Source organism: Pseudomonas sp. SDO5215_S409, from assembly GCF_054071325.1.
The window spans coordinates 1-26,481 of sequence record NZ_JBSVWN010000012.1; the positions used below are offsets into that span (position 1 = coordinate 1).

17 protein-coding genes, 1 tRNA gene and 2 pseudogenes are annotated in these 26,481 nt (G+C 63.5%); 6 read left to right on the forward strand and 14 right to left on the reverse strand.

Going from position 1 to position 26,481, the window contains the following annotated elements:
- Positions 1-93: 93 nt before the first annotated feature.
- The 4 genes and pseudogenes from ACW9H9_RS08945 to ACW9H9_RS08960 all read right to left on the reverse strand — a co-directional run.
- Positions 94-168 (reverse strand): annotated as a pseudogene (locus ACW9H9_RS08945) (IS66 family transposase); the annotation flags it as partial.
- Positions 169-172: 4 nt separating this feature from the next.
- Positions 173-1,000: pseudogene (locus tag ACW9H9_RS08950) on the reverse strand (ShlB/FhaC/HecB family hemolysin secretion/activation protein); the annotation flags it as partial.
- A 231-nt stretch (positions 1,001-1,231) separates the two neighbouring features.
- A tRNA-Asn gene (locus ACW9H9_RS08955) sits at positions 1,232-1,307 on the reverse strand.
- A 48-nt stretch (positions 1,308-1,355) separates the two neighbouring features.
- The gene (locus ACW9H9_RS08960) at positions 1,356-2,246 is read right to left on the reverse strand and encodes a LysR family transcriptional regulator (RefSeq protein WP_457342793.1); all 891 of its coding nucleotides are present in this window, start codon (positions 2,244-2,246) and stop codon (positions 1,356-1,358) included.
- A 123-nt stretch (positions 2,247-2,369) separates the two neighbouring features.
- Here ACW9H9_RS08960 and lldD point away from each other — a divergent pair, with 123 nt between their 5' ends.
- The 3 genes from lldD (at position 2,370) to ACW9H9_RS08975 (ending at position 5,618) form a co-directional block, all read left to right on the forward strand.
- Complete coding sequence (gene lldD / locus ACW9H9_RS08965) at positions 2,370-3,512, forward strand: FMN-dependent L-lactate dehydrogenase LldD (protein WP_457342794.1); 1,143 nt, start codon at positions 2,370-2,372, stop codon at positions 3,510-3,512.
- Complete coding sequence (locus ACW9H9_RS08970) at positions 3,505-4,566, forward strand: FUSC family protein (protein WP_457342795.1); 1,062 nt, start codon at positions 3,505-3,507, stop codon at positions 4,564-4,566. The genes lldD and ACW9H9_RS08970 overlap by 8 nt, the downstream gene beginning before the upstream one ends.
- Positions 4,567-4,691: 125 nt before the next feature.
- Positions 4,692-5,618 carry a GGDEF domain-containing protein gene (locus ACW9H9_RS08975; RefSeq protein WP_457342796.1) on the forward strand — a complete coding sequence of 309 codons (927 nt, stop codon included), beginning with the start codon at positions 4,692-4,694 and terminating at the stop codon, positions 5,616-5,618.
- Positions 5,619-5,639: 21 nt separating this feature from the next.
- Here ACW9H9_RS08975 and ACW9H9_RS08980 read toward each other — a convergent pair whose 3' ends face one another.
- The 7 genes from ACW9H9_RS08980 to ACW9H9_RS09010 form a co-directional block, all read right to left on the reverse strand.
- The gene (locus ACW9H9_RS08980; RefSeq protein WP_457342885.1) at positions 5,640-6,401 is read right to left on the reverse strand and encodes a TenA family transcriptional regulator; all 762 of its coding nucleotides are present in this window, start codon (positions 6,399-6,401) and stop codon (positions 5,640-5,642) included.
- Positions 6,402-6,479: 78 nt separating this feature from the next.
- Complete coding sequence (locus ACW9H9_RS08985) at positions 6,480-8,942, reverse strand: EAL domain-containing protein (RefSeq protein ID WP_457342797.1); 2,463 nt, start codon at positions 8,940-8,942, stop codon at positions 6,480-6,482.
- Between the two features lie 73 nt (positions 8,943-9,015).
- Positions 9,016-10,836 carry an ABC transporter ATP-binding protein gene (locus ACW9H9_RS08990; protein WP_457342798.1) on the reverse strand — a complete coding sequence of 607 codons (1,821 nt, stop codon included), beginning with the start codon at positions 10,834-10,836 and terminating at the stop codon, positions 9,016-9,018.
- The gene (locus tag ACW9H9_RS08995; RefSeq protein ID WP_457342886.1) at positions 10,829-11,431 is read right to left on the reverse strand and encodes a DsbA family protein; all 603 of its coding nucleotides are present in this window, start codon (positions 11,429-11,431) and stop codon (positions 10,829-10,831) included. The genes ACW9H9_RS08990 and ACW9H9_RS08995 overlap by 8 nt, the downstream gene beginning before the upstream one ends.
- A gap of 36 nt (positions 11,432-11,467) precedes the next feature.
- Positions 11,468-12,409, reverse strand: coding sequence for an oxygen-dependent tRNA uridine(34) hydroxylase TrhO (trhO, locus tag ACW9H9_RS09000; protein ID WP_457342799.1), 942 nt, complete (start codon positions 12,407-12,409; stop codon positions 11,468-11,470).
- A 109-nt stretch (positions 12,410-12,518) separates the two neighbouring features.
- Positions 12,519-12,815, reverse strand: coding sequence for a BolA family protein (locus tag ACW9H9_RS09005; RefSeq protein ID WP_457342800.1), 297 nt, complete (start codon positions 12,813-12,815; stop codon positions 12,519-12,521).
- A 3-nt stretch (positions 12,816-12,818) separates the two neighbouring features.
- Positions 12,819-13,337, reverse strand: a complete 519-nt coding sequence (locus ACW9H9_RS09010; protein WP_457342801.1) for a DUF2059 domain-containing protein — start codon at positions 13,335-13,337, stop codon at positions 12,819-12,821.
- Positions 13,338-13,531: 194 nt separating this feature from the next.
- On the opposite strand from ACW9H9_RS09010, the gene ACW9H9_RS09015 reads away from it, so the two are divergent.
- Positions 13,532-14,920: a class II fumarate hydratase gene (locus ACW9H9_RS09015; protein ID WP_457342802.1), complete on the forward strand. Its 1,389-nt coding sequence runs from the start codon at positions 13,532-13,534 to the stop codon at positions 14,918-14,920.
- Here the strand turns inward: ACW9H9_RS09015 and ACW9H9_RS09020 are convergent.
- Together ACW9H9_RS09020 and pap are read right to left on the reverse strand one after the other, a co-directional pair.
- On the reverse strand, positions 14,914-15,873 hold the full coding sequence (locus ACW9H9_RS09020) for a DMT family transporter (RefSeq protein WP_457342803.1): 960 nt from the start codon (positions 15,871-15,873) through the stop codon (positions 14,914-14,916). The genes ACW9H9_RS09015 and ACW9H9_RS09020 overlap by 7 nt on opposite strands.
- Positions 15,874-15,934: 61 nt before the next feature.
- Positions 15,935-17,449, reverse strand: a complete 1,515-nt coding sequence (pap, locus tag ACW9H9_RS09025) for a polyphosphate:AMP phosphotransferase (RefSeq protein ID WP_457342804.1) — start codon at positions 17,447-17,449, stop codon at positions 15,935-15,937.
- Between the two features lie 142 nt (positions 17,450-17,591).
- Here pap and mnmC point away from each other — a divergent pair, with 142 nt between their 5' ends.
- Positions 17,592-19,568 (forward strand): bifunctional tRNA (5-methylaminomethyl-2-thiouridine)(34)-methyltransferase MnmD/FAD-dependent 5-carboxymethylaminomethyl-2-thiouridine(34) oxidoreductase MnmC, encoded by a 1,977-nt coding sequence (gene mnmC / locus ACW9H9_RS09030; protein ID WP_457342805.1) that lies wholly within the window; start codon positions 17,592-17,594, stop codon positions 19,566-19,568.
- 6 nt (positions 19,569-19,574) lie between these two features.
- Here the strand turns inward: mnmC and ACW9H9_RS09035 are convergent, their stop codons facing one another.
- Positions 19,575-24,401, reverse strand: coding sequence for an NEL-type E3 ubiquitin ligase domain-containing protein (locus ACW9H9_RS09035; RefSeq protein ID WP_457342806.1), 4,827 nt, complete (start codon positions 24,399-24,401; stop codon positions 19,575-19,577).
- 306 nt (positions 24,402-24,707) lie between these two features.
- Between ACW9H9_RS09035 and ACW9H9_RS09040 the strand changes: the two genes are divergently transcribed.
- The gene (locus ACW9H9_RS09040; RefSeq protein WP_457342807.1) at positions 24,708-26,480 is read left to right on the forward strand and encodes an N-acetylglutaminylglutamine amidotransferase; all 1,773 of its coding nucleotides are present in this window, start codon (positions 24,708-24,710) and stop codon (positions 26,478-26,480) included.
- Position 26,481: the final 1 nt, after the last annotated feature.

The following is a 26,481-nucleotide window of genomic DNA, read 5'->3' on the forward strand; positions in this document are numbered from 1 at the left end:
CAGCTCTTTGGGGATTTTGGGCAGGTCACGCAAGGGTTTCTTTTTGGTTGGCATATATGCACCTCTTACTCATGTTATGCCCGAACACAAAATTTCTGACACCCTCCAGGCCTTACGCCCGATGACAAACGGTTTGATCGCTCTTTCGGCCGCATTGTTGTCGAATGGGCGGGTCACTGACCGCATCGTGGCCGCCCCGCAACGACAGCTGGTCAGCCAGACCCAGCGGGTTGTCCCAGTCCAGGTTCGCGCCCCATTGCTGCTCGCCGGTGCTGCGCTGGCCGCCGTTGTGCCGCGACAGGCCGACACGCCAGGGCTTTTGCGCCGTGTTCTTGACCAGGACTTCACTGCCGCCCACGGCTTTGCCCGGTGCCAGTTCCATTTGCGCCTGGTTCGACGGCAGGCGGTTGAGCTGATCGACCATCTGCTCGATTTCGCGCAGGTTAAGCAGCTCCCCGGTCTTGCCTGGAAAACTCATGGCCAATTGACGGTCGGTGATGCCGCTGCCCTCGGCCCCCTTCAAACCTTCGAGCTTGCCTTCAACCACCTGGATTTTGAGAGTGCCGCTGGAAAGGTCTTGCTGAGGCAGGTAAGCGCGGCTGGTCACCAGGCCTTTGGCGAGGTAACGGTCGGTGATGACCTTGAGTACTTCATTGAGTTGCGGCACGCCCAGGCATTGGCCGATGTAGGGCTGGACCAACTCGTGGCGTTCGGTTTCCGAGAGCGCGTCGGCACCCACGAGTTCGATGGTTTTGATGGGGAAGCAGCGAGTGTCGACCGGTGCCACTGGAGTTGCTGGCGCGGCTGTTTTGCCAGGCAGCTCTTTGAGCTCTTCGAGGCGGCGCTGCTGCTCTTCAAGCAGACGGTCCTGCCGATCACGAATCAGGTCGGTGATACCCGGAGTGCTCTGTGGGGGGGCTGCTTGAGCGCCGCCGGCTGCGCCCAGGCAAAAAAAAGCGGACAACAGGCAGAGCCTGGTCCGACGTAGCAAATGCCACATTTAATAGATCCCTCTACATGGCACCGAGCCATTATTGAGCGGCGATCATAGGGTGGCGATATAGTGGCGTCAATTAAATGTATAAATTTGTTTCATAGTGGATACAGAGCGTGTTCTCCTGAACCGCGGGGCTTAGAAACGGCTTCATGCCGCTTACGCTGCGCGCTGTGCTCCCCCTGGAAAAATCCAAGGCAAAAAAAAAGCCTGCATCTCTGCAGGCTTTTCTCTATCTGGCTCCACGACCTGGACTCGAACCAGGGACCCAATGATTAACAGTCATTTGCTCTACCAACTGAGCTATCGCGGAATGCGGCGTATCTTACTGATTAAAAAGGGGAAGTCAAGCAGCACATGACTACGTGGGCAGCGGTTCGTGCATTTCCTTCGCAAGGTCCAGCCAGGCACGCGCCGCGGGGGGCAGGTGTGCGCTGGCGCGCCAGGCCAGGGAGATGTGCCAGTCGGTGTGGGGTTCGTCCAGTTCGATCAGCACAATGCCCGGGTGTTGATGCTTTTGCGCGAGCATGCGCGGTAGAAACGCCACGCCCAGGCCTGCCGACACCAAGTCCACGATAAAGTCGATCTGGCCGCTGCGCGCGGTCACGCGGGGGGCGACGCCTTTTTTCTCGCACGCGGCCATGATGATGGCGTTCAGCGCAAAGCCCACCTCAAACAATATGAACGGCGAGTCGGCCAACGCGGTGAAATCCACGCGCTTGCGCCGGGCCAGTGGATGGTCCACGGGCATCACCACCACCAGCGGCTCCTTGCGCACTTCTTGATGATCGAACGCGTCGCTCACCGGCAGCAGTAACGCCGCCAGGTCGACCTCGCCCGCTTCCAGGCATTCGCGCAGGCGTTTGCTGCCGTATTCGATCAGTTCGATGTCGATGTTGGGGTAGCGGCTGCGGTAGGTCGCGAACATCGCCGCAAACAATACGCCGCACCCTACCGGCGGCAAGCCCAAGCGCAAGGTGCCGCGCTTGAGGCCGCGCAGGTCGTTGATCTCGGCTATCAGGTCGCTGCGCTCGGCCAGCAGCACCAACGCACGGCGGTAGGCGATTTCGCCAGCGGCTGTCAGTTCGCTGCGATGGCCGAGGCGGTTGAACAGGGGCGTACCCAGTTCTTCTTCCAGGGTCTTGACCGCCTTGCTCACGGTGGACTGGGTCAATGACACCACTTCTGCCGCCTGGGAGAACCCGCCCTGGCGGACCACTTCGACAAACGCGCGCAATGTTCTGAGGTTCATAAGTATTCCAATTGCGACTTATAACAAGAAATAAAAGTTGTTTTTATCATACTCAAGGATTGCCTATCGTGGCCCTGCCTCAGCGACACCGCCGAGCCCCCTAGCCTTTCAGGAATCATCACCATGATCATTTCATCCGCCTCGGATTACCGCGAAGCCGCCAAACGCAAATTGCCACGTTTTCTGTTCGATTACATCGACGGTGGCGCCTATGCCGAACACACCCTGCGCGCCAACGGCGCAGACCTCGCAGGCATCAGCCTGCGCCAACGTGTGTTGCGCAATGTCGAACACCTGAGCCTCAAGACCACGTTGTTCGGCAAGCCTCAAGAGTTGCCGATCATTTTGAGCCCGGTGGGCCTGACCGGCATGTATGCCCGGCGCGGTGAAGTGCAAGCGGCCATGGCGGCGGCCAACAAGGGTATCCCGTATTGCTTGTCGACGGTGTCGGTGTGTTCGATCGAGGAAGTCTCGTCCCAAAGCCCGCAGTCGATCTGGTTCCAGCTCTACGTGCTCAAAGACCGTGGTTTTATGCGCAACGCCCTGGAACGCGCCCAGGCGGCGGGCGTCACCACGCTGGTGTTTACCGTGGACATGCCCACGCCCGGCGCCCGTTACCGTGATGCCCACTCCGGCATGTCCGGCCCGTTCGCTGCGTCCCGGCGCATTCTGCAAGCCACCACCAAACCGGACTGGGCCTTTAACGTCGGCATTCTCGGCCGGCCGCACGACTTGGGCAATATTTCCAAATACTTGGGCAAGGCCACCACGCTTGAAGACTACGTGGGTTGGTTGGGCAATAACTTCGACCCCTCGATCAGTTGGAAAGACCTGGAATGGATCCGCGAATTCTGGAAAGGCTCGATGATCATCAAGGGCATTCTCGACCCGCAGGATGCCAAGGACGCGGTGAGTTTCGGGGCTGACGGGATTGTTGTCTCCAACCACGGCGGCCGCCAACTCGACGGCGTGCTGTCCACCGCCAAGGCGCTGCCCCCGATTGCGCAACAAGTGGGCGATGACCTGACGGTGCTGGTGGACTCGGGCATTCGTTCGGGGCTGGACGTGGTGCGCATGCTTGCCTTGGGCGCCAAGGGCTGCCTGTTGGGCCGCTCGACGGTGTACGCACTCGCTGCCGACGGCCAGCGCGGGGTGGAAAACATGCTGGATATTTTCGCCCAGGAAATGCGCGTGGCGATGACGCTGACGGGGGTGACGTCGATTGATCAGATCGACCGCACCGCCCTGGCCAACGTTGATGTTTAACGCCCCGGCCATGACCCGCATGCGGCTCTCCCAGGCCTCTGAAAACCTGCGCCGCGTGCCCGTGGGCTACGCGGTGTGCGGAGGCATCGTGTGCACCGCCCCCGCGCTGTTGGCGGCGGGTTTGCACGACCCGTTGTTCAGTTGGTCGGCGATTGCGGCGTTCTGGAGCTACCTGTCGCTCCCCGCCGCCAAGGCCACGGCGCGCGGCGCGTTCGGCCTGTGTTTTGGGGTGGTGGGCGCCCTGGCCTCCGGGCTCGGTGCCTGGACGGTGGCTTGGCCAGACCTGGCTATTGTCCTGGTGGCGTTGTTCGGGTTTGCCGGGGCCTACGCCCAGGTGTGTGGTAAAACCATCGGTTTTCCCGCGTTGCTGGTGGCCACCGCCTTTGCCGTCTCCACCGCGTTTGCAGGCAAGGATTTCGCCCACGGCCTGAACTACGCTCGCTACTTTCTCTACGGCAACCTGTGGGCCACCGGCATCGGGCTGCTGTTTCAACGGCCCGTGGTCGATGCGCACACACGCTTGCGGGTATGGGCGGTGCTGAAGGAGCACTTCACGCCCACTTCCCACGCGTTTCTGCACGGTTTGCGGGTGGCGATGGCCGGTGCGCTGTCGGTGGGGCTGGTGCAGGTGTGGTCCCTGGACCACGGTTACTGGATGATCCTGACGGTGTTTCTGATCTTGCAACCCCACGTCGTCAGCACCTTGAAAACTTCGCTGGAGCGTGTCGGCGGCACGGTGTTGGGAGGCTTGATTGCGGCAGCGTTAGGCCATGTCATCCACGATCCGCTGTGGCTCGCCGCGTTGGTCCTGCCGATCTCGATCGGCACCCTGGCAGGACGCGCCATCAGCTATGTCGCCTACATGTTGTTTCTCACTCCCCATTTCATTCTGGTGGAGCAGTTGGCTCAACCCGGTGGCTCGGAGGTTGGCCTGACGCTGCTGCGGTTGTTCAACAGCGTGGGCGGTGCCTTGTTGGCGGTAGGCATTTCGCTGCTGGTGTGCCCTCGGTGGCGGCCACTGGCCCCAAAAACCCAGGCAGGCCCAGGTTTATAAGACGTGCGGCAGTCATTGCCCCGCGCAAACCCGGCTAAACTGTAGAACAGTCCTACGGAACTGAAGGAACAGTATTACGCTCTCAAAAGCCTGTAAGACAGAGCCACCTGCTTAGAGGCCCGCTGATGAAAACACCCACCCAGACCAACGCAATTGACTTTGACAGCGCCAAATTGCAACGCCTGGGCTTTGGACAGCCTTCCCTCCTCACGCGACGCCCCGCCACAGTGGCTCAGCTTCGCCAGCAACTGAGCCTGCTGCTGCAAACCAGCCTTGAACCGGAGCGCATCCTGGGTGTGTTCTTTCGCGAAATCCAACGCCTGGTGCCATTGGACGCCCTGCACTACCGGCACGACGGCAGCGATTTGCGCCTGGAGTTCGGCCATCGCGGCCATCATTCAGTCAGCTATGCGCTTAGCCATGAGGGCGAACACTTGGGCGAACTGGTGTTTCGGCGCAATCAACGTTTTATAGAAGACGAGTTGACCAAGCTCGAAACCCTGCTGGCCACCTTGCTGTACCCCATGCGCAACGCCCTGCTCTACCGCGCGGCCACCCGCAGCGCGCAGTGTGATCCGCTCACGCAAACCGGCAACCGCATCGCGATGGACCAGGCCCTGCAACGGGAAATAGAGATGTCACGGCGGCATGTGCAACCCCTGTCGTTGCTGATGCTCGACATCGATCACTTCAAGCACATCAACGACACCTACGGTCACGCCGTGGGCGACCAGGTGCTAAAAGCCGTTGCCACGGCGATCAAGAATCAACTGCGCAATGTCGACATGGTGTTTCGGTTCGGCGGGGAAGAGTTTCTGATTTTGCTCTCCAACACGGGCCGCGAGGCGGCATCGATGGTCGGCGAGCGCCTGCGTCAGGCGGCGCAGGCCCAGAATTATCGGGCGGATGAAGTGCAGATCGAATTGACGGTCAGCCTGGGCTGCGCCACGTTGCTGGCGGCAGAGTCGGCCGAAAGCCTGTTGCGCCGGGCGGACAATGCGCTGTACGTGGCCAAGCGCGAAGGTCGCAACCGCTTGGCAATGGCGGGTTGAGCCCGCCATTGCCAGGCTGGCTCAGGCCTCGCTGGCGACTAGCACCGGCTGCTTGCCGGGGCTCGCCGAGGCTTTTTCCAACTGCATGCAACGCTCCAGGAACAGGAACATGTAGTCATAGCTTTTGCACACGGCCTGGCGCAACTCCACCTGCAACGCCTTGCTCGGGTTGTTCCCGGCCAGGGTGCAGATGATTTCCAGGGCTTCCCATGGGTGCGCATCATCGTACTGGGCGTGCATCTTCAGCCATTTCATGGCGCGCTTGCGCTCTTCTTCGGGGAACGCCGCGGCGTACACGCCGGTGGAACACACCACCGCGGACCACTCGCCCGTGGCCCCTTCAATGGCATAGTTAGTGGCGGCAATGGCCACGATCAGCGAATCGGACGAGCTGGTGTGCCAGCACCAGTGGCTCAGCGCGTGCAGCTCAGGCGGCACGTTCTGCGCCTGCAGCTCCTCCAGGCTGACGCCATGGGCGCGGGCCCAATGCACCCAATAATCGGCATGGTTGAGCTCCACGCGAATATTGCGCATCAGCCAGCGGCGCGCCATGTCTTCTCCAGGATGGCGGGCAAATTTGGTCTTGGTCAGGTTCTGTGCCATGTACAAGGCAAACTGTTCAACCACCGGCCAACCACCAATCACGTAGTGACGCATCGTGGCAGCGCTGAGCTTATTGTCGCGCATGCGCTGGTACAGCTCATGCTCTACAACGCGGCGCTTGCTCTCGCTACAGTCCTGGATGAGCTGTTGCGCCCAGGCAGGGTAACTGGAGGCTTCCATAAGCGGGCCGGTTCTGTTGAATGTATCGATCACTGTCTAGCTCCTTTTGATGTGATTGGGTACAGACCAGAAAGTGTTTCACCGGAATGTGCCGGGCGCCTTGAACAACAAGGGTCGCGGCCGCACAGGTCGACGCAACAGGCTGTCATGGGTAAACAACTGCGGTCGTTCGATCAGGTAACCCTGAGCGTAGTCCACGCCAATCTCGAGCAAGGCCTGCTCGATTTGAGGGGTCTCGACAAACTCTGCAATTGTGCGCTTACCCATCACGTGGCCGATGTGATTGATCACTTCAACCATCGCGCGGTTAATCGGGTCGTCCAGCATATCCTTTACGAAACTTCCATCGATCTTCAGGAAGTCTACAGGTAAATGTTTAAGATACGCGAACGAAGACATTCCGGCGCAAAAGTCATCCAGAGAGAAGTGGCACCCTAACTCTTTGAGCTCATTGATAAAGCGAATGGCACTGCCCAAATTGGCAATGGCGCTGGTTTCGGTAATTTCAAAACAAATTGTGTGAGGCGGTATCCCGTAGGCGCTGAACTGCTCGCGCAGGAACCCCAAAAAGTCCTCGTCGCCAATGGTCGTGCCCGACAGATTGATCGCACACATGGCCATCGACTGCCCCGGGTGCTCCTGCAAGCAACTGGCGATGATCTTGAACACGTTTTCGACCACCCAGCGGTCCAGCGAGGTCATCAGCCCGTAGCGCTCGGCCGCCGGGATAAAGCTGTCGGGGAGAATGATCCGCCCGGCCTCATCGTGCAGCCGCAGCAGGATCTCGACATGCCCGCCCCCCGGTTCGGTGTGCCCCAGCGCAGCGATTTCCTGGGCGTACAGGCAAAACCGGTCCTCCTCCAGGGCCATGTGCAAGCGCTGTACCCAGGCCATCTCGCCAAACCGCAGGGACAGTTCCGAGTCATCGGCGTGATAGACCTGCACCCGGTTGCGGCCTTTTTCCTTGGCCATGTAACACGCCATGTCGGCGGCCCGCAGCGAGGTTTCGAGCGTGGTCGGGGCTTGTGTGATGTGGACCAGGCCGATACTCACGGTGGTGACAAAAGGCCGGCCTTTCCATACAAAATGCAGGCTTTGCACGGTCCGACGCAGGCTCTCGGCGATTTTTTCGGCCACCGGCGCCGGGCAATTTTCCAGGAGGATGCCAAACTCGTCGCCCCCCAGCCGAGCCAGGGTGTCGCCCTCACGCAGGTCGGACTGCAACAGCGCACAGATATGCCGGAGCAATTCGTCCCCGGCGGCATGCCCGCACGTGTCATTGACCAGCTTGAACTGGTCGAGGTCCAGAAACATCAAGGCATGGTGCCCGGCGCGGTGGCGCCCCACGTTCTGCAACGCCTGCTCCAGGCGGTACTCGAATTCGCGGCGGTTGGCCAGGCCAGTCAGGGCATCGTGCGTTGCCTGCCACGACAGGTTGGCGATGTATTGACGCTCTTGCGTCATGTCATGCAACACCAGCACCGCGCCGCTGACCTTGCCCGCACTGCGGATCGGCGCGCCCACCAGCGTCACCGACACCGTGGTGCCGTCCAGCCGCTGGATCAGCTTGGAATGCTCACTGCCACCGCCGAGCTGGCCCGCCAGGATACGCTCGATCAGGTTGAACCCTTCGGCCTGGGCATTTTCATCCAGCAGATTAAACAGCGTAGCCAGTGGCAAGCCATGGGCCTGGGAGGCTTTCCAGTGGGTGAGGGCTTCGGCTGCCGGGTTCATGTAGGCAATGGAGCCCTCGACATCGGTGGTGATCACCCCGTCGCCAATCGATTCCAGGGTGATCTGCGCCCGCTCCTTCTCCACCTGCAGCGCGTCGGCGAAGGCATGCCGCTGGGCCAGCAGCTTATGGGTACGCAACAGCGCCAACACAATCAGGCCCAGCGCCGTGGCCAGGTTGGTGATCAGCAACAGGTTCAACACCATCCGCGAGCCTTCGCCCAGCGCGTCGCTGAACGCCTTGGCCGCAGGCGTTACCCCGTCGTTGATCGCAAAAATGCGCGCTTTCCAGCCATGCACCTGCGCGGCGCTCGCTTGATTGGCAAGAATGGAGCGGTGCATCTCCTGCGCCAGGTCATCGAGTTGCGCCAGGTACGCGTCGCCGACCGTCCATTGCTCGATGGCCGTTTCCAGGTAACTGAAGTGGCGAAAGTTGAGGTACAGCCAGATCAGGCTTGAAACATCGTCACGGTGGTTCCCGCCCTTGAGGATGCCCGCGCGCGCGGCCGCAAGGTCCGGGGTGGGCTGGTCCAGGGCCAGCCGCAGTTCGTGCCCGCCCTGGGGCACGGCGATGGCGCTGCTGTATTTGAGGAACGTGGCTTCGTCGCGGTTATCGGCGTACAGGTTCAAGTAGTAGATGGCGTCCTTCTGGCCCTTGGACCACAGGCTCTCGCCCGCCACATAGCCGCGCACCGCCGAGAGCACGTAAAGACTGACGCAGCCCAACAATGCCTGGAACAGCACGACAGCGATAAAAGGCCAGACGATGCCCAATAACCGCGGGGTTCCGAGAGTCCGCTTCTGCTTCATGAGGCCCCTTGCACATGCACCGCCAAATACGCACGCGAGTGATACCCGCTCCCAAGAGCAACGCCCGGTCAAGTCAACGCACTTGTTGCAGATGTCCGTAAAGCTTTGCATACAGACCGCCATCAGCGATCAACTGCTGGTGGTCGCCATCTTCGGCGATATGCCCACCATCAAACACTAACACCCGGTCAGCCTGTTTTACCGCCGACAGTCGGTGAGCGATGATCAGTGTAGTACGACCGCTGAGAAACCGCGCCAATGCCTGGTGCAGGTTGTACTCGGTGGCGGCGTCCAGCGCCGAGGTGGCCTCGTCCAGAATCACCACCTTGGGCTCGGCCAGCACCATGCGCGCAATGGCCAGGCGCTGGCGCTGCCCGCCGGAAAACCGCACGCCGGAGCGCCCTACCACGCTGTCCAGGCCCATGGGCAAGGCCCTGACGGTGGCGTCCAATTGAGCAATTTCCAGCGCCTGCCAGCACGCCTGGTCACTGCGCTCGCGCCCCATGGTCAGGTTGGCGCGCACGGTGTCGTTAAACAGCGCCGGGTGCTGCAACACCACCGCAACGTTTTCGCGGATCGTTTCCAGGCCGATCTCCGGCTGGGTGGCACCGCCAAAACGAATACTGCCCGCCTGCGGCGTATAAAGGCCGAGCAACAGCTGCACCAGCGTACTTTTACCGCCGCCACTGGCGCCTACGATGGCGACCTTTTCACCGGGCGCAATCGTCAGGTCCAGTTGATTGAGCACCAGGTCCTCGCCATAACCGAAGTTCAGGCCGCTGACCTCAATCCCCACCGTCTGGCGCCCGCGAAACGGGTCCTGGCCCCCGGCGTATTGCGGCTCGTCCGCCCGCGCCAGCAGCTCGTTGATACGCGTCACCGCCCCGCCAGCCGCGTAATAGGCGTATTGCAGGTTCAGCAGTTGCTCCACCGGGCCGATCATGAACCACAGGTAGCTGAACACCGCGAGCATCTGGCCGATGGACAGGTCGGAAAACAGCACCGTGAGCATCGCCGCCGCGCGAAAAATATCGATGCCGAACTGGAACAACAAACCGCTGGCCCGGCTGGAGGCATCGCTTTTCCACTGAGAATTGACCGCAAAGTCGCGCACCTCACGCGCCCGCAGGCTTAAACGGCCGAGGAAAAAGCCCTGGCGGTTGCCGGCGCGCACTTCCTGGATGGCGTCCAGGGTTTCGGTCAGGGCCTGGGTAAACCGTGAGGTGCTGTCGTTTTCCAGCTTTTTGAGGTGCTTGATCCGCTTGCCCAATTGCACCGTGGCGTAGATCACCAAGGGGTTGAACAGCAGGATCAACAACGCCAGCTGCCAGTGCATCCACACCAGAATCGCCGAGGTGCCCACCAGCGTCAGCATCGCCACCAGGAAGCGGCTCAGGGTTTCACCGACGAACTTGTCCAGCGTGTCCAGGTCGGTGACCAGGTGCGTGGTGACCGTGCCGCTGCCCAGGCTTTCGTATTCGCCCAGGGAAATGCGCTTGAGCCGCTCGATCAGCCGCACGCGAAGGCGATAGACGATGTCTTTGGCCAGCCGCGCAAACAGCCGCGCCTGCAACACGTTGAACACCAGCGCCCCGCAGCGTAGCAGTAACGTCACCAGCAGCATCAGGCCGATGTAGCCCGCCGCCTTCTGCCACCCCAGCGGCAACGCGTGGTTCATCACTTTTAACGCCGCATCGCCCCGCCCCAGCAGGACTTCGTCCACCAGCAGCGGTAATAGCAACGGGATCGGCACGCTGCACAGGGTCGCCAGCACGGCGACGCCATTGGCGATCCAGAGGGAGGATTTATGGCCCAGGGCCAGGCGGCGGACTTCGGCCCAGGTCAGGCGGTCCGGGCGCGGGGGCTGTTTGACGCGGTCCGGCTGGTCATGCACAGGCGGCTCGCTCCAGCCACCGTGCGAGCAACGGCGACAGCTCGGACAGCGGCTGGTAGCCATTGGTCAGCAAGGCCAATTGGCCGTTGCGCTCGGCCAGCAGGGTCGGAAACCCGGCGATGCCCAGGTCTTGCACCCAGGTGAAGTCCGCTGCGGTGGCCGCATGCTGATCGGCGCGGTCAAACGCCTCGGCAAACTCGATACGCGGCACCCCGGCTTTTTCGGCCAACTCCACCAACACATCCGCCCGGGTCACGTCGCGCCCTTCGACATAAAACGCGTGCTGGATCAGCCCCAACAGTGTCCACGCAAGGTTCGGCGCCAGACTGCGCGCCGTGACCAGCGCACGGCATGCAGGCTCAGTGTCGTAGACAAAACCGTCGGGCAACGCGCCCTCCTGCTTGAACGGCTGGCCGGTGGCCTGGGTGACCGCCTGCCAGTGTTCCAGAATGTAGCGCCGGGTGGTCGGCTCCAGCGCCGCACCGCTGCCGGTGCGCAGGCCGCCCACCACCAGGTGCAGTTCCACCCCCGCCGCGCGGGCCTGCTCAACCAAGGCATTGGCCACCGGGGCAAAGCCCCAGCACCAGGAACACATCGGGTCCATTACATAGAGCAGGCGCGCGGACATGGCTCAGGCCTCGGGAGATGGTTGCTTGTAGTTGTAGCCAATCGGGTGCGGCAGGTTGCGGGCCTTGGCCAGCTCGATCTGTTTTTGCCGGTCGGTTGCGCTACGGCGGGTTTTCTCCGCCAGCGTATCCCAGCAATGTGGACAACTGATGCCCGGTACGTAGTGTTCGGATGCCCGGTCTTGGATGCTCACCGGCGTGCGGCACGCATGGCATTGATCGTAGTCGCCTTCGCTCAGGTCGTGGCGCACGGTCACGCGGTTGTCGAACACAAAGCAGTCGCCCTGCCACTTGGTTTCTTCCTGCGGCACCTCTTCCAGGTACTTGAGGATGCCGCCCTTGAGGTGATAGACCTCCTCGAACCCTTCGCCGAGCATGTAGCTGGAGGCTTTCTCGCAGCGGATGCCGCCCGTGCAGAACATGGCGACTTTCTTGTGCTTGGCCGGGTCGAAGTGGGCTTTGATGTAGTCAGGAAATTCGCGAAAACTGGTGGTTTTCGGGTCGATCGCGCCTTCAAAGGTGCCAATCGACACTTCGTAGTCGTTACGGGTGTCGATCAACAGCACCTCAGGATCGCTGATCAGCGCGTTCCAGTCCTGGGGTTCTACGTAGGTGCCGACCTTTTTGTTGGGGTCAACGCCGTCGACGCCCAGGGTCACGATCTCTTTCTTGAGCTTGACCTTGGTGCGGTAGAACGGCTGCTCGTCGCAGTAGGATTCTTTGTGGTCCAGGTCGACCATGCGCGGGTCGTTCTTGAGCCAGGCGATCAGACCGTCGATGCCTTCGCGGCTGCCGGACACGGTGCCGTTGATGCCTTCTTCGGCGATCAGCAAGGTGCCTTTGATGCCGTTCTCGACCATGGCATTGAGCAGGGGTTCGCGCAGGGCGACGTAATCTTCAAGGGTGACGAACTTATACAGTGCCGCCACGACAATCGGGTGTGTCATGGGTATGTCTCCAGGTGGCTACCCTCGTAAAGGGTGAACCGGATGCAAAAAAAACGCGCCGACTCAGCGGCGCGTTGCGGATTCTAGCAAATGACCGAAGTCATAAACACTAGTCATGTCCGCCAGCGCAGGTCGGCGAGGCCGGGGCTGCGTCGATTTTCGCCCATTCTTGCGGCGTGTAAGTGTGCAGCGCCAGCGCATGGAACTCGCCCATCAGGTCACCCAGGGTGGCGTAAACCGTCTGGTGGCGCTTGACGCGGCCCAGCCCCTCGAACTGCTCGCTGACCAGCACGGCCTTGAAGTGGGTCTGTAACCCACGGCTGTGCAGGTGGCTTTCATCCAGCACGTTCAGGTGTTGCGGGCTCATGGCGGCCAGGGCCGATTCGATACGCTGTTGCATGCTCATCACTTACTTCTTCTTGGCCGGGGCTGGGGCTTTAGGCGTCAGCTCGTTGGTCATGTCGTCCAACAGCTTGTTCACCACCGGCACGGCGCTTTCCAGCTTGGCCTGGGTCATCTGGGCCGATTGCTGGGTCAGCTGCGGCATTTTTTCCAGGACTTTCTTGCCCAGTGGCGACTGGTAGAAGGCAACCAGGTCCTTGAGTTCGGACTCGCTGAAGTTGTCGGTGTACAGCTTGATCATGTCCGGCTTGAGCTTGTTCCAGCCGATGGCCTGGTCCAGGGCGGCGTTGGCCTTGGCCTGGTAGGTGTCCAGCACGGTCTGCTTGGACGCAGGTGCCTTGGTCTGCTCGAAACGCTGGGCGAACATTTGCTGCACTTGCATGTAAACCGGCGTGCCCAGCTTGTCGGCATGGGCCAGGGTCAGGAAGGCTTCGGCACTGGCGTTGTGGCTGGCGGTGTCGGCGAAAACCTGGCCGCTGGCACAGACCAGAGCAACCGCGGTACAGATGGCACGAAGACGAGTCATCGAGTGTCCTTTTTCTAGCTGGCGAGGTAAGACCCCAAGGGCGCCCATTCTGCGCCTAACGAACCTCGGCGCTCAACCCCACCCCTCGTCAGGCCCGTCAGGGCGGCGCTTGCACTGGATGAAATGTCTTTTATGGAACCCGTCCAGGCGATCAGGGCCTAAACTGCCCTGACGAACCTTGAGGAGAGTGCCCGATGAGCCGTATCGAAACCGACAGCCTGGGAGACGTTAAGGTCCCGGATGACGCTTACTGGGGCGCGCAGACCCAACGCTCGCTGGTGAACTTCGCCATTGGCGAGCAACGCATGCCACTGGCGGTGTTGCACGCACTGGCTCTGATCAAAAAGGCCGCCGCCCGGGTCAATAACCGCAATGGCGACCTGCCCGCCGACATCGCCCGCCTGATCGAACAGGCCGCCGACGAAGTGCTCGACGGCCAGCATGACGACCAGTTCCCCCTGGTGGTCTGGCAGACCGGCAGCGGCACCCAGAGCAACATGAACGCCAATGAAGTGATCGCCGGTCGCGCCAACGAACTGTCGGGCAAGCCCCGTGGCGGCAAGAGCCCGGTGCACCCCAACGATCACGTCAACCGCTCGCAGAGCTCCAACGACTGCTTTCCCACCGCCATGAGCATCGCTGCGGTGCAGGCGGTGAACGCGCAACTGCTGCCGGCCATTCGTGAACTGTCCGGCGGCCTGGCCGAGTTGTCGGCCCGCCACGCCAACCTGGTGAAGACCGGCCGCACCCACATGATGGACGCCACCCCCGTCACCTTTGGCCAGGAAGTGTCAGCCTGGATCGCGCAGCTCGACTACGCCGAACGGGCCCTGCGCGCCGCCCTGCCCGCCGTGTGCGAACTGGCACAGGGCGGCACTGCCGTGGGCACCGGGCTCAATTCGCCCCATGGGTTTGCCGAGGCGATTGCCGCGGAATTGGCCGCGTTGTCGGGCCTGCCGTTCGTCACCGCGCCGAACAAGTTCGCCGCACTGGCGGGCCATGAGCCCATCGTCACCTTGCACGGTGCGCTGAAAACCCTGGCGGTGGCCCTGATGAAAATCGCCAATGACCTGCGCCTGCTGGGCTCCGGCCCACGTGCGGGGCTGGCCGAAGTGCGCTTGCCAGCCAACGAGCCAGGCAGTTCGATCATGCCCGGCAAGGTCAACCCTACCCAGTGCGAGGCCCTGTCGATGCTGGCCTGCCAGGTGCTGGGCAATGACGTGACCATCGGCCTGGCCGCCAGCCAAGGGCATTTGCAGTTGAACGTGTACAAGCCGGTGATCATCCACAACCTGCTGGAGTCGATCCGCCTGCTGGCCGACGGCAGCCGCAACTTCCAGGAGCACTGCATTGCAGGCCTTGAACCCGACGCCGAGCAAATGGCCGCGCACCTGGAGCGCGGGCTCATGCTGGTGACGGCGCTCAACCCGCACATCGGCTACGACAAGTCGGCAGAAATCGCCAAAAAAGCTTACGCCCAAGGGCTGACGCTACGGGAGGCCGCGCTGCAACTGGGCTACCTCACCGACGCCGAGTTCGACCAGTGGGTACGCCCGCAAAACATGCTGCACGCCGGTCACTGAGCCCGCCGTCGTGCGCGCCGGGCCTTGAGCCCGGCGAGCAATGACGGCGCCAGCGCCACACTCGCCGACCCCAGCACCACCAACAACGCGCCGCCGTACCCCAGCGCGTTGATCTCTTCGGCGTGCACATAGTCGGGCCACCACCACGCCGCCAGCGCCACCGCGACAAAGGTCACCAGCGGGGTAATCGCCAGCGTCGCACTCACCCGCGACGCCTCCCAATGCGCCAGCGCTTCGGCAAACGCGCCGTACGCCACCAGGGTGTTCAGGCAGCACGCCAGCAGCAACCAACGCTGCACCGGGCTCAACTGCAACGCCGCAAGCGGATGCGCCCACGGCGTCAGCAACGCCGCGCAGCACAGGTAGATCACCATCATCACTTGCAGCGAACTCCACACGGTCAGCAATTGCTTCTGGCCCAGGGCGTACATCACCCAAATGGTGGTGGCGAGCAGAATGGTCAGCACCCCCGCCGTGTAGGTGCCCAGCGACATCAACAACTCGGCCAGGCGCTGGTTGAAAAACAGCGCGAACCCCACCAGCAGCACCAGCAGGCCCATGCCCTGCCCCAGGCTGAAACGCTCCTTGAACACCAACACGCTGGCGATCATCAAAAAGATCGGCCCCATTTGCACCACCAGTTGCGCCGTGCCGGGGCTGAGCAGCTTCAGGCCGATGAGGTACAACACGTAGTTGCCCATCAGCCCGCCCACGCCCATCGCCACCAGCCAGCCGCCGTGTGGGCCAAGGGCGCGCAGGTCGGGCAAGCGTCTGACGGCGGCCAGGTACACGAACAGGCAAGAGCCCGACACGATCAGGCGAAACCAGGTGACGGTGATGGGGTCCACCACCTGCAACACCTGTTTGAGTTTGATCGGCAAAATGCCCCACAGAAACGCGGTCAACAGGGTCAAGGACAAGCCATAGACCCAGCGACCGGAAGAGATGTGCATGAGCGCCCCGAATGCCTGAGGTAGAGGAGCCCCATTCTAGAGGGAGGCGGGGCCCTGGCCGCTACTTCTTTTTCTTTTTGTCGCGCTTGTCGGTCTGGTCAAAGGCGTCTTCCAGCGCGCGGTTGATCGTGCGCAGCACCTTGACCCGGGCCCAGCGCTTGTCGTTGGCTTCCACCAGCGTCCAGGGCGACACGTCGGTGCTGGTGCGGTCCACCATGTCGCCCACGGCGGCGCGGTACAGGTCCCACTTGTCGCGGTTGCGCCAGTCGTCCTCGGTGATCTTGAACCGTTTGAAGGGGATGTTCTCCCGCGCCTGGAAGCGTTCCAACTGGGTGTCCTTGTCGATGGCCAGCCAGAACTTGACCACGATCACCCCGGCATTGCGCAATTGCTCTTCAAAGTCGTTGATCTCGCCATAGGCGCGCATCCAGTCCGCGGTGCTGCAAAAACCCTCCACCCGCTCCACCAGCACGCGCCCGTACCAGGAGCGGTCAAACACGGTGAATATGCCCCGCGCCGGGATCTGCCGCCAGAACCGCCACAGGTAAGGCTGGGCCCGCTCGTCTTCGGTGGGCGCGGCAATCGGTACGATACGGTACTGGCGCGGGTCCAGCGCCGCCGCGACACGACGGATCGCCCCGCCCTTGCCCGCCGCGTCATTGCCTTCAAACACCGTGACCAGCGCGTGCTTGCGCATGCGCTTGTCGCGCATCAGGCCCGAAAACCGCGCCTGTTCGGTGACCAGTTGTTCTTCGTAATCAGCCTTGTCCAGGCTCAGGCGCATGTCCAGGCTGTCGAGCAGGCTCAACTGGTCGACCGCTGCTGGCAACGGCGCCGGGTTCATGCCGCTGGCCTTGCCCTTGGCGACGCTCAAGGCGTTTTGCAGGCCTTCGAGCAGAATGCGCCCCACCGTGAGCCCCCGATAATGCGGGTCGACGCCCTCGATCACATGCCACGGCGCGTAGTCGCGGCTGGTGCGACGCAGCACGCGTTCGCCGATGTGCACAAACTTGTCGTACGTCTCGGACTGCTGCCAGTCCAGCGGGCTGATGCGCCAACGGTGCAGCGGGTCGTCCTGCAGGGCCTTGAGCCGGGCCTTCATCTGTTTTTTGGAGAGGTGGAACCAGAACTTGAAGATCAATGCGCCTTCGTCGCACAACATCTTTTCCAGGCGCTCGGCCCCGGCGATGGCCTGGTCCAGGCGGGCGTCCTTGATCTCGCCGTGCACCCGGGCCTGGAGCATCTGGCTGTACCAGTTGCCGAAGAAAATCCCCATGCGCCCCTTGGCGGGCAACTGGCGCCAGTAGCGCCAGGCGGGTGGGCGGGCCAGTTCTTCGTCGGTCTGCTCGTCAAAGGTCCGCACCTCGATCAGGCGCGGGTCCATCCATTCGTTGAGCAGCTTGACCGTCTCGCCCTTGCCGGCGCCTTCGATGCCGTTGATCAATACAATCACCGGGAAGCGCTTCTGCTGCTGCAGCTCGTATTGCGCCTCCAGCAAGGCTTCGCGCAGGGCCGGGACCTCGGCGTCGTAGGTGTCTTTGTCGATGGTGTGACCGATTTCGGCAGACTCGAACATAGGCGGCTTCCCTCCAGGAATTGAGCAAGACTAGCGGATTGGGCAACGCCACGCAGGAGGAAATTCCACGACCACTTGCGCAAGCGCCATGGCTGCCCGGTTGATCGGCTAGAATGGCCGCCTTGTGTTTGCCGAGTCCGCCATGAACCCCGTATTGCCCCATGCCCAGCTCGACTGGGACGACCAGGGACGCCCCCGCTCGCGGGTGTTCGACGATGTGTATTTTTCCGACCAGTCGGGCCTGGACGAAACCCGCTACGTGTTCCTCCAGCAAAACCGCTTGCAGGAACGCTTTGCCGCCCTGCCCCCCGGCGGGCGGCTGGTCATCGGCGAAACCGGGTTTGGCACCGGCCTCAACTTTCTGTGCGCCTGGCAGTTGTTCGCGCAACACGCAGTGCACGGCGCACGCCTGCATTTTGTGAGCGTGGAAAAATACCCGCTGAGCCACGCCGACCTGCAACGCGCCCTCGCGCTGTGGCCTGACCTCAAGCCGTTCGCCGATCAACTGCTGGCGCAGTACATCGCCATCCACCCGGGTTTCCAGCGCCTGGTGCTGGACAACGGCCGCGTCACGCTCACGCTGCTGATCGGCGATGCACGGGAGCAACTGCCCCAGCTCGATGCGCAGGTCGACGCCTGGTTTCTCGACGGCTTCGCCCCGGCGAAAAACCCCGACATGTGGACCGCCGAACTCTTTGCCGAACTGGCCCGCCTGGCCGCGCCGGGCTCGACCATCAGCACCTTTACCAGCACCGGCTGGGTACGGCGTTTGCTCAACGCGGCCGGGTTCAAGATGAAGCGCACCCCGGGCATCGGCCATAAGTGGGAGATCCTGCGCGGCGAGTTTCTCGGCTGGCCCGCCGACACCCCCGCCCCGCCCGCCATCAAACCCTGGTTCGCCCGCCCACCCGCCCCTGCGGGCGAGCGCCGCGCGCTGGTGATCGGCGCAGGCCTGGCCGGTTGCGCCAGCGCCGCCAGCCTGGCGGCGCGCGGCTGGCAGGTGAGCCTGCTAGAGCGCCACGACGGCCTGGCACAAGAAGCCTCCGGCAACCCGCAGGGCGTGCTGTATTTGAAGTTGTCGGCCCACGGCACGGCGTTGTCGCAGATGATCGTCGCCGGGTTCGGCCACACCCGGCGCCTGCTGGAACACCTGCACCGTGGCGTGGACTGGGACGGCTGCGGCGTGTTGCAACTGGCCTTTGATGCCAAGGAAAGCGAGCGCCAGGCCCAACTGGCCCAAGCCTTTGCGCCAGACTTGCTGCACCTGCTGGACCGCGAACAGGCCCAGGCCCGGGCAGGCATTGCGCTGGCCCACGGCGGGCTGTTTTTCCCGCAGGGCGGTTGGGTGTACCCACCGGCCTTGTGCGCCTGGCAAGCGCAGCAACCCGGCGTGAGCGTACTCACCCATCACGATGTGCTCGCGCTGCGCAAAGCCGACGATCAGTGGCAAGCCTGGGACGGCGACCGCCTGCTGGCCAGCGCGCCCGTGGTGGTACTGGCTGGTGCGGCCGAGGTGAAACGCTTCGCAGACCTGCCCCTCAAACGCATTCGCGGGCAGATCAGCTACCTGCCGCAAACCGTCGGCAGCCAGGCGTTGGCGACGGTGGTGTGCGCCGAGGGCTATATCGCCCCTGCGCGCCTGGGGGAACACACGTTGGGCGCCAGTTTCGACTTCAAGAACGACGACCTCACCCCCACCGTTGCCGAACACGCGGGCAACTTGCAGATGCTGCAGGCCATCTCCGAAGACCTCGTCCAGCGCTTGCAGGCCGACGCCCCCGACCGCCTTGAAGGGCGCGCTGCCTTTCGTTGCACCAGCCCCGACTACCTGCCGATCGTGGGGCCGCTCGCTGACAGCCCGGCGTTCGCCGAGGCCTATGCGGTGCTGCGTAAAGATGCCCGACATGTGCCGGACACGCCCTGCCCCTGGCTGGACGGCTTGTACGTCAACAGTGGCCACGGCTCACGCGGCCTGATCACCGCGCCGCTGTCGGCCGAACTGCTCGCCGCCTGGCTCGACGACGAGCCCCTGCCCGTGCCCCGCAGCGTCGCCGAGGCCTGCCACCCCAACCGCTTCGCCGTGAGGACGCTGGTGCGCAGCAACGCCAACAAAGCCTGAAGCTGGTCAACGCAGCACGCAGCCGCCGAGGTCGTCGAGCTTCAGCGCCGCCTCGGTCTGGCGCACCACTTCGGCGTGCTCCGCTGCCTGTTGCTCATGCTGGATCAGGTTCATCTGCTCGCGGTAACTGGCATCGTCCAGCGTCTGGGCCTGGTCGAACACCGCCTCCAGGCGCCTGGCAAACGGCTCATTGACCTCGGCGAACCGGTTCGCCGCCGTGCGCTTGAGGTAGCTGATCCAGAACGGCAGTTTGGCCAGAAACTGCAACCGCTGCGCCGACAGGTCGGCCGCACGAAGTTGCGTCTCGGCGTCCATCAGCGCCTTGGGCGTCACCCCGCCCAGGCTTGCAAACCGCATGTTCCGGGGTTGGCCGGGCAAGTGCAGTTTTTCTGCAAGCCCGGTCCGGTAGGCCAGGCTCACCTCGAGCGGGTCGGCGCCTGGGTTGTCGGCGCTGTGCCGTCGTGCAATCGAACCCAGCATGTCCAGGCGATACAGGCCCTTGCCCAGTTCCAGCAGGGTCTTGACCGGTGGCGGCTGGCCCTGAAACGCGGCGGCCTCGTGCAACTCCACCAAAATTTCCAGGTTGCCGAAACTGTCGGCGGCGGCGTCATCGCAGTTAAGCGGCGTGGCGGCGCGCTGGAAGATTTCGTCACGCAGCCCCTCGTGCCCGGCCCCCGCGCGCAACACACGCCAGATCCGCTGGTTGAGGTCTTCGCGCACCTGCGAGGCGTCCGCCGTACCGCCCAGGTCGGCCAACAGCTTGAACAGCGCGTCGGACCCCGGCTCGTCCTTGAGCCCGTTCCACACCCGCTGCTTGTCCTCAAAGGCCTCCACTCCGGCATCGGGCAGCCACAATTCTTTGGCCCGCTGTTCGTTGAGCCTGGGGATGTCATCTTCGGCGTACCCCATGCCGGTGCCGACACTGTTGCGGTAGTCCTGGACCAACTGCTGGTTGAGCGCATCCAGCGGGTTGTTGCGCAGGTTGAAGCTTTCGGCCTGGCGCCGCGCCAGCTTGAACAGGCCGTCGGGCAAGGTGCGGATGTCGTTCTGGCGCAAGTCGACGAGTTCCAGGTACGGCAGGCGCAAGGCGCCGTCGGGGAAGGTCTTGAGGCGGCAGTTGCGCAGTACCAATTCGCGCAGGTCGAACATGCGGTTGATCAGCGGCGGGTCCAGCAGCGGGTTGTCGCTCAGGTTGAGAACTTCCAGGCTGCGCAGTTCCGCCAGCCGGGCCCGGGCGTAGGGGGTCATTTGCAGGTTGTTGTTGGCCAGCACCAGTTGATTCAGGTACGGCAGTTGCGTGAGCACTTCGGGGACGCGGGTCAATTGGTTGCCGCTGAGGTCCAGCACGCGCAGCCCTTTGAAGTGCTTGATGAAGTACGCCGCGTCATCGTCCAGCGCAAGGTTTTGCAGCGACAGGTAACGCACATGCTCAAAGCTCACCTGGGGCGGCAGCGTCGGCAGCGGGCCCTTGAGCATGCCCGTCAAGACCAGCCCCGGCGCTTTCACGCCCTGTCGGTCGGCCACCACGACCATACGCTGCCAACAGCGCTCGATCATTCTGGCCACCTGGTGGCGGCTGAGCCGGTAGTCCCACAGCGGGCCGTCCTGCTCGGTGTAGCTTGTGCGGTCCTTGCGCCAGGTTTTCAGGGCGCGGTGCAGGGCTTGGTGCTGTTCTTCCAGCGCCTCGACGGCGTGCGCACGGGACAGATGATCGCTGCCCGTATGCTGGATAAAACTCGCCACCTGCCCATCGTCGAACAGCGGGTAGAGCTTGGCGACCTTGCGCACCAGCCCTGTGGGCCACGGCGCGTCCACCGGGGACTGCGCCTGTACACAGGCCGCCGGTTGCGCCGACGCCCCCTCTTTGGCGGGCCGCAAGAGCCCGGCAACACGGTCCCGGCGCTCCTGGCTCGCCAGGCGCAGCTGATTGCGCAGCCGCTCGGCGGCCGTCGAGGTGTGCAGGCCCAGTGCGGGGCGTTGGCGGGCGGGCACGGTATCGACCAGGGCCTGGTAAAACCCGTCCGGCCCGGTGCGTACCGCGCCCAAGGCGGCACCCACCTCGTCCACCGCCTGAAACCCGCCCGGCGTCTTGAGCACGCTGCATCGCACCCGCGCCTGCGCCGGGCCCGCCTCGGCCAACAGGCTGCCGCGCAGGGTCTGGTCACGCACCTGTAACGCCACGTCCTTTGGCCACGCCGGCACATGTTCCAGCAAGCCCGCGGCCACCTGGCGGGTCGGGTCCGTGGCCAATTGCGGCAAATACAGCCCGAGCAGCGCCTGGTCTTCCTCCAGCAGCGCCAGGCTCTCGTTCACCCGCTGGGCCAGGACCAACGGCACACGCCGGGTCGTGCGCAGTTGCGCGCGCCGGGCACGGCTCATCTGCCCCAGCAGTTCCCAGGCCTGGCGCTTGGGCAGTTGCGGGTATTGGCTGGCCAGCGGCACCAGCGGGGGCGTGGCGGTGCCGTCGTAGTCGCGGTAGAGGTGGTCTTGCAGGGTGCGATAGCGGGTCTTGATCGTGTCCAGCAGCACCTGCGCCAGGCGCTTTTGCGCCGCTTCAGGTTCGACGGCCTGCCCCAGCAGCAGGCTGCGCTCCTCGTCATCCAAGGCTTGCAGCAGGGTCGGCATCACTTCACCGGCCTTCAGTTGCCGATGGGTGATGTGGATGCTCAGGTCTTCGTAATCGAAGGGAGCCACGTCCGGGTAGCTTTCCAGCAGGTGGCCCTCGTCGTCGAGCACCTCGAAGAAACGCCCTTTGGGCCAGCCCGGCGCCAAGGGCAGCGCCAGCATCTGGGTGCGTGCGGTGTCCACATGGGGCGGCGTCTGTTGTTCGAGGGCGGTCATCAGGTCACGGATGTGCTGGTCCTGGCGAAACCGGGCGACGCAATCGTGGAACCGCTCGGGCAGGGGATCGTGGAGCTGGTTCAGGCGCGTGAGGTCGGCCAGGGACATGTCGGTGATGGACGCGATGTCTGTCAGCCGCTCGTGCTCAAGCGAGGCCAGGCTGGGGTCCAGACGGGTCAGATGGTAGGCCGGGTTCGCCCATTGCTGCGGTCGCTCGAAACGCTGCTGCCAACCGCCCTGGTGATTGTGCTCCAGCAGCGGGCGATACGCGTGGGCGCGGGTCGGGTGGTTGATGCGCCACTTGCCCAGGGCAGCGTCGTAGCTGATGCCATAGAGTTCGTCGTCCATCTTGATGTAGGAGCGCCCCTTGGTCTGGTACACCCCCAGGTCATTGGCGACGGTTTGCAAGTCGAGGTCGCGGGGCTGGTGGTACGCCAACAGTCGATTGCGCCACAGGCGGGGCTGGTCATCGCTCAGGCGTACGGCTTCAAAGCGGTCGAAGAACTTTGTGGTGTCTGCCAGGCTGCGCTTGAGCGAGCCCACCACCTTGCCCCCCACCGCGAACAGCGCCATGGCGGCGACACTTTCGGCCACGTTCACCAGGTGACGCAGTGCCTCGGTGTTGTCGTGATGTATCCAGTCCTCGACGCCCTCATACACCTCGCCGAGGATCTGCCCCACCGCCACGCCCATCATCAATTGCCCCAGCACCGGCACCACGAACCCCGCCACGTTCAACAGGTCCAGGCCCAGTTCCAGGTAGCGCTCAAGGCGTTTTTCACGGGCGTCTTCGTCCACCTCCGCCACTGGCACCGCCAACACCCGAGCATCGAGCTGGATCTTGCCCACGCAGGCGCGGAAGAAAAACGTGGAAAAACTGCCGGTCGTGGCCAATGTCGTCAATGGCCCCAAGGTGCGGGTGCGGTCAAAGGTCGAGAAAAAGTCCAGGCGCTCGGACTCATCCAGGTAGTGTTTGAAAAACGCCTGGTAGCTGGCCACCTGCAGCTTTAGCGTGAGGTAGACCTTGAAGTCCTCTTGCGAGGTGTACTCGAACCAGGGGCGCACCGGTTCGTTGGGCATGTACACCACAAAGGTGTCCGCGTCGAAATGGCCCGGCGTGTCGTCGCCGATCACCATCACGCCCCACAGGCACGCCCCGCCGATGTTCAGGCCCTGCCAGGCCCACGGCTTGCCGGCGGGCGCTAGGTGGGCAAGCTGGCTGGCCGGGCGATCGGCCTTGATCAGCCCGAGCAGGCGGGCGTGGGTGGCGGGGCTGATGGCTTGCCTGGCCAGGGCGATGTGCAGGTCGATTTGCATGTCCAGGCAGCGCGACTGGCCAATGTCGGCCACCGCCGTGTTGTAGCTCAGGCCCGCGTCGTCGGCGTCATCGGCAGGCAGCAGGCCCATGACCTCGGTGATGTGCTGCTGGTAGGCCTTGCCCAGGTCCAGTTCGCGGCAATAACCGACAAAATCCAGCGCGCTGGGCATGGTGAGCGCCTGCCCCGTGGCTGCGGAGCGGATTTTGGCCTCGGTCGACAGGCTGCCATCCGCCTGCGCCTGGGTGAAGTTCTGCATGGCCGCCTGCACCAGGCTGTGCCGGGCCACCGTCACGGTTTCCACCAACGCGCCTCCCAGGTCCGGGCTCACGCCGCGAAACGAGCGCTTGGGCAACTCCAGCATGTCGCGTCGCACATCCAGGCCGGTAACGCCCTTTTGCACCAGGAACGCCTCGAGCCGCGCCACGCAAAACGACTCCAGCGACGCCAGGCGGGCCAGCCGTGAGCGGGCGCGTCGGCGCGGTTGCAGGCTCTCGGCATGCGCCTGTTCCAGGGCGCGCAGGGTCTCGGCCTTGGCCTCGACCAGCCAGTGCGGCAAGGTCTGGCGCAGCACCCGGGCCTTGTCCAGGTCGCCCGTCAGCTCCAGCAAAACAGCGTCCAGTTCGTGTGAAGTCACCGAGTCAGTGACGCTGATCAAGTCACGTGTGGGGGTCATCAGCCGCACTCCTTAGTGCCGGATAAAGACCCCACACCCTAAGCGCGTCCCGGCCCAAAAGGGATTCAAATACCGGGCCGGTCAGCCGTCGGACCGATCCATTAATCGCCGCCAACCCACACGCTTCTACCACCCCTCAAGCCCAGGCCACGCGGGCCGGGAGGGCCGTTGCCGGGGTGTACGGCGCTTTGCCTTATAACTTATCGGTCTAAAACTCCCATAAAAGCAGCGGGTCACTCTCTGGTACGCGCCTTTTTGGCGCATTGAGTCCTGTGTCTCCCCAACGGAAAAACCGGTAAGGAATTTATGTGCGGATTAGCTGGAGAATTACGTTTCGATGCCCAACCTGCCGACCTGGCAGCGGTTGAGCGCATTACCCATCACCTGGCCCCGCGAGGCCCCGACGCCTGGGGGTTCCAGGCCCAAGGGCCGATTGCCCTGGGCCACCGGCGCCTGAAAATCATGGACCTCTCGGACGGCTCGGCCCAGCCGATGGTCGACGCTCACTTGGGCCTGTCCCTGGCCTTCAATGGCGCCATCTACAACTTCCCGGAACTGCGCCAGGAACTGGAAGCCCTGGGCTACGCGTTCTATTCCGGTGGCGACACCGAAGTGCTGCTCAAGGGTTACCACGCCTGGGGTGAAGCGCTGCTGCCCAAGCTCAATGGCATGTTTGCGTTTGCCGTCTGGGAGCGTGATGCCCAGCGCCTGTTCATCGCCCGTGACCGCCTGGGCGTAAAGCCCTTGTACCTGTCGCGCACCGGCCAGCGCCTGCGCTTTGCCTCCAGCCTGCCTGCGTTGCTCAAGGGCGGCGACATCAGCCCGATGCTCGACCCAGTGGCGCTCAACCACTACCTGAACTTTCACGCCGTGGTGCCCGCACCGCGCACCCTGCTGGCTGGCGTTGAGAAACTGCCGCCCGCCACCTGGATGCGCATCGATGCCCAGGGCAACACCGAGCAGAAAACCTGGTGGACCCTGCCCTACGGGCCGCACGCCGACGAGCGCAACCTGACCCTGCAAGACTGGACCGACCGCGTGCTCGACAGCACCCGCCAGGCCGTGGCCATCCGCCAACGTGCGGCGGTGGACGTCGGCGTGTTGCTCTCCGGCGGCGTGGACTCCAGCCTGCTGGTGGGCCTGCTGCGGGAAGTGGGCGTGGAAGACCTGTCGACCTTTTCCATCGGTTTTGAAGATGCCGGTGGCGAACGCGGGGACGAGTTCCAGTACTCAGACCTGATCGCCAAACACTACGGCACCCGCCATCACCAATTGCGCATCGCCGAAAGCGAGATCATCGAGCAACTGCCCGCGGCCTTTCGCGCCATGAGCGAGCCGATGGTCAGCCACGACTGCATCGCCTTCTACCTGCTGTCGCGCGAAGTGGCCAAGCACTGCAAGGTGGTGCAAAGCGGCCAGGGCGCCGACGAGTTGTTTGCCGGTTACCACTGGTATCCGCAAGTGGACGGCGCGAACGACCCGTATGCCGCTTACCGCCAGGCATTTTTCGACCGCAGCTACGACGACTACGCCGCCACCGTCGCGCCGCAATGGCTGACCGCCAACGACGCTGCCGGCGACTTTGTGCGCGAGCATTTCGCCAGGCCCGGCGCCGAGGCCGCGGTGGACAAAGCCCTGCGCCTGGACAGCACGGTGATGCTGGTGGACGACCCGGTCAAACGCGTCGACAACATGACCATGGCCTGGGGCCTGGAAGCCCGCACGCCGTTCCTGGACTACCGCCTGGTGGAGCTTTCGGCCCGCGTGCCGGGGCAATTCAAACTGCCGGACGGCGGCAAGCACGTGCTCAAGGAAGCCGCGCGCCGGGTGATCCCCAGTGAAGTCATCGACCGCAAAAAAGGCTACTTCCCGGTGCCCGGCCTCAAGCATTTGCAAGGCGACACGCTCAACTGGGTACGCGACCTGCTGCTGGACCCAAGCCAGGATCGCGGCCTGTTCAACCCCGCCATGCTCGACCGCCTGCTGACCGACCCGCAAGGCCAACTCACCCCGCTGCGCGGCTCCAAGCTGTGGCAACTGGCGGCGCTGAACCTGTGGCTCAGCGAACAAGGAATCTGAT

Coding starts and splice junctions, on each gene's coding strand:
- ACW9H9_RS08960 (WP_457342793.1), bottom strand. CDS start 2,246: ATGAACCTCAGAACATTGCGCGCGTTTGTCGAAGTGGTCCGCCAGGGC.
- lldD (WP_457342794.1), top strand. CDS start 2,370: ATGATCATTTCATCCGCCTCGGATTACCGCGAAGCCGCCAAACGCAAA.
- ACW9H9_RS08970 (WP_457342795.1), top strand. CDS start 3,505: ATGTTTAACGCCCCGGCCATGACCCGCATGCGGCTCTCCCAGGCCTCT.
- ACW9H9_RS08975 (WP_457342796.1), top strand. CDS start 4,692: ATGAAAACACCCACCCAGACCAACGCAATTGACTTTGACAGCGCCAAA.
- ACW9H9_RS08980 (WP_457342885.1), bottom strand. CDS start 6,401: ATGGAAGCCTCCAGTTACCCTGCCTGGGCGCAACAGCTCATCCAGGAC.
- ACW9H9_RS08985 (WP_457342797.1), bottom strand. CDS start 8,942: ATGAAGCAGAAGCGGACTCTCGGAACCCCGCGGTTATTGGGCATCGTC.
- ACW9H9_RS08995 (WP_457342886.1), bottom strand. CDS start 11,431: ATGTGTTCCTGGTGCTGGGGCTTTGCCCCGGTGGCCAATGCCTTGGTT.
- trhO (WP_457342799.1), bottom strand. CDS start 12,409: ATGACACACCCGATTGTCGTGGCGGCACTGTATAAGTTCGTCACCCTT.
- ACW9H9_RS09005 (WP_457342800.1), bottom strand. CDS start 12,815: ATGAGCATGCAACAGCGTATCGAATCGGCCCTGGCCGCCATGAGCCCG.
- ACW9H9_RS09010 (WP_457342801.1), bottom strand. CDS start 13,337: ATGACTCGTCTTCGTGCCATCTGTACCGCGGTTGCTCTGGTCTGTGCC.
- ACW9H9_RS09015 (WP_457342802.1), top strand. CDS start 13,532: ATGAGCCGTATCGAAACCGACAGCCTGGGAGACGTTAAGGTCCCGGAT.
- ACW9H9_RS09020 (WP_457342803.1), bottom strand. CDS start 15,873: ATGCACATCTCTTCCGGTCGCTGGGTCTATGGCTTGTCCTTGACCCTG.
- pap (WP_457342804.1), bottom strand. CDS start 17,449: ATGTTCGAGTCTGCCGAAATCGGTCACACCATCGACAAAGACACCTAC.
- mnmC (WP_457342805.1), top strand. CDS start 17,592: ATGAACCCCGTATTGCCCCATGCCCAGCTCGACTGGGACGACCAGGGA.
- ACW9H9_RS09035 (WP_457342806.1), bottom strand. CDS start 24,401: ATGACCCCCACACGTGACTTGATCAGCGTCACTGACTCGGTGACTTCA.
- ACW9H9_RS09040 (WP_457342807.1), top strand. CDS start 24,708: ATGTGCGGATTAGCTGGAGAATTACGTTTCGATGCCCAACCTGCCGAC.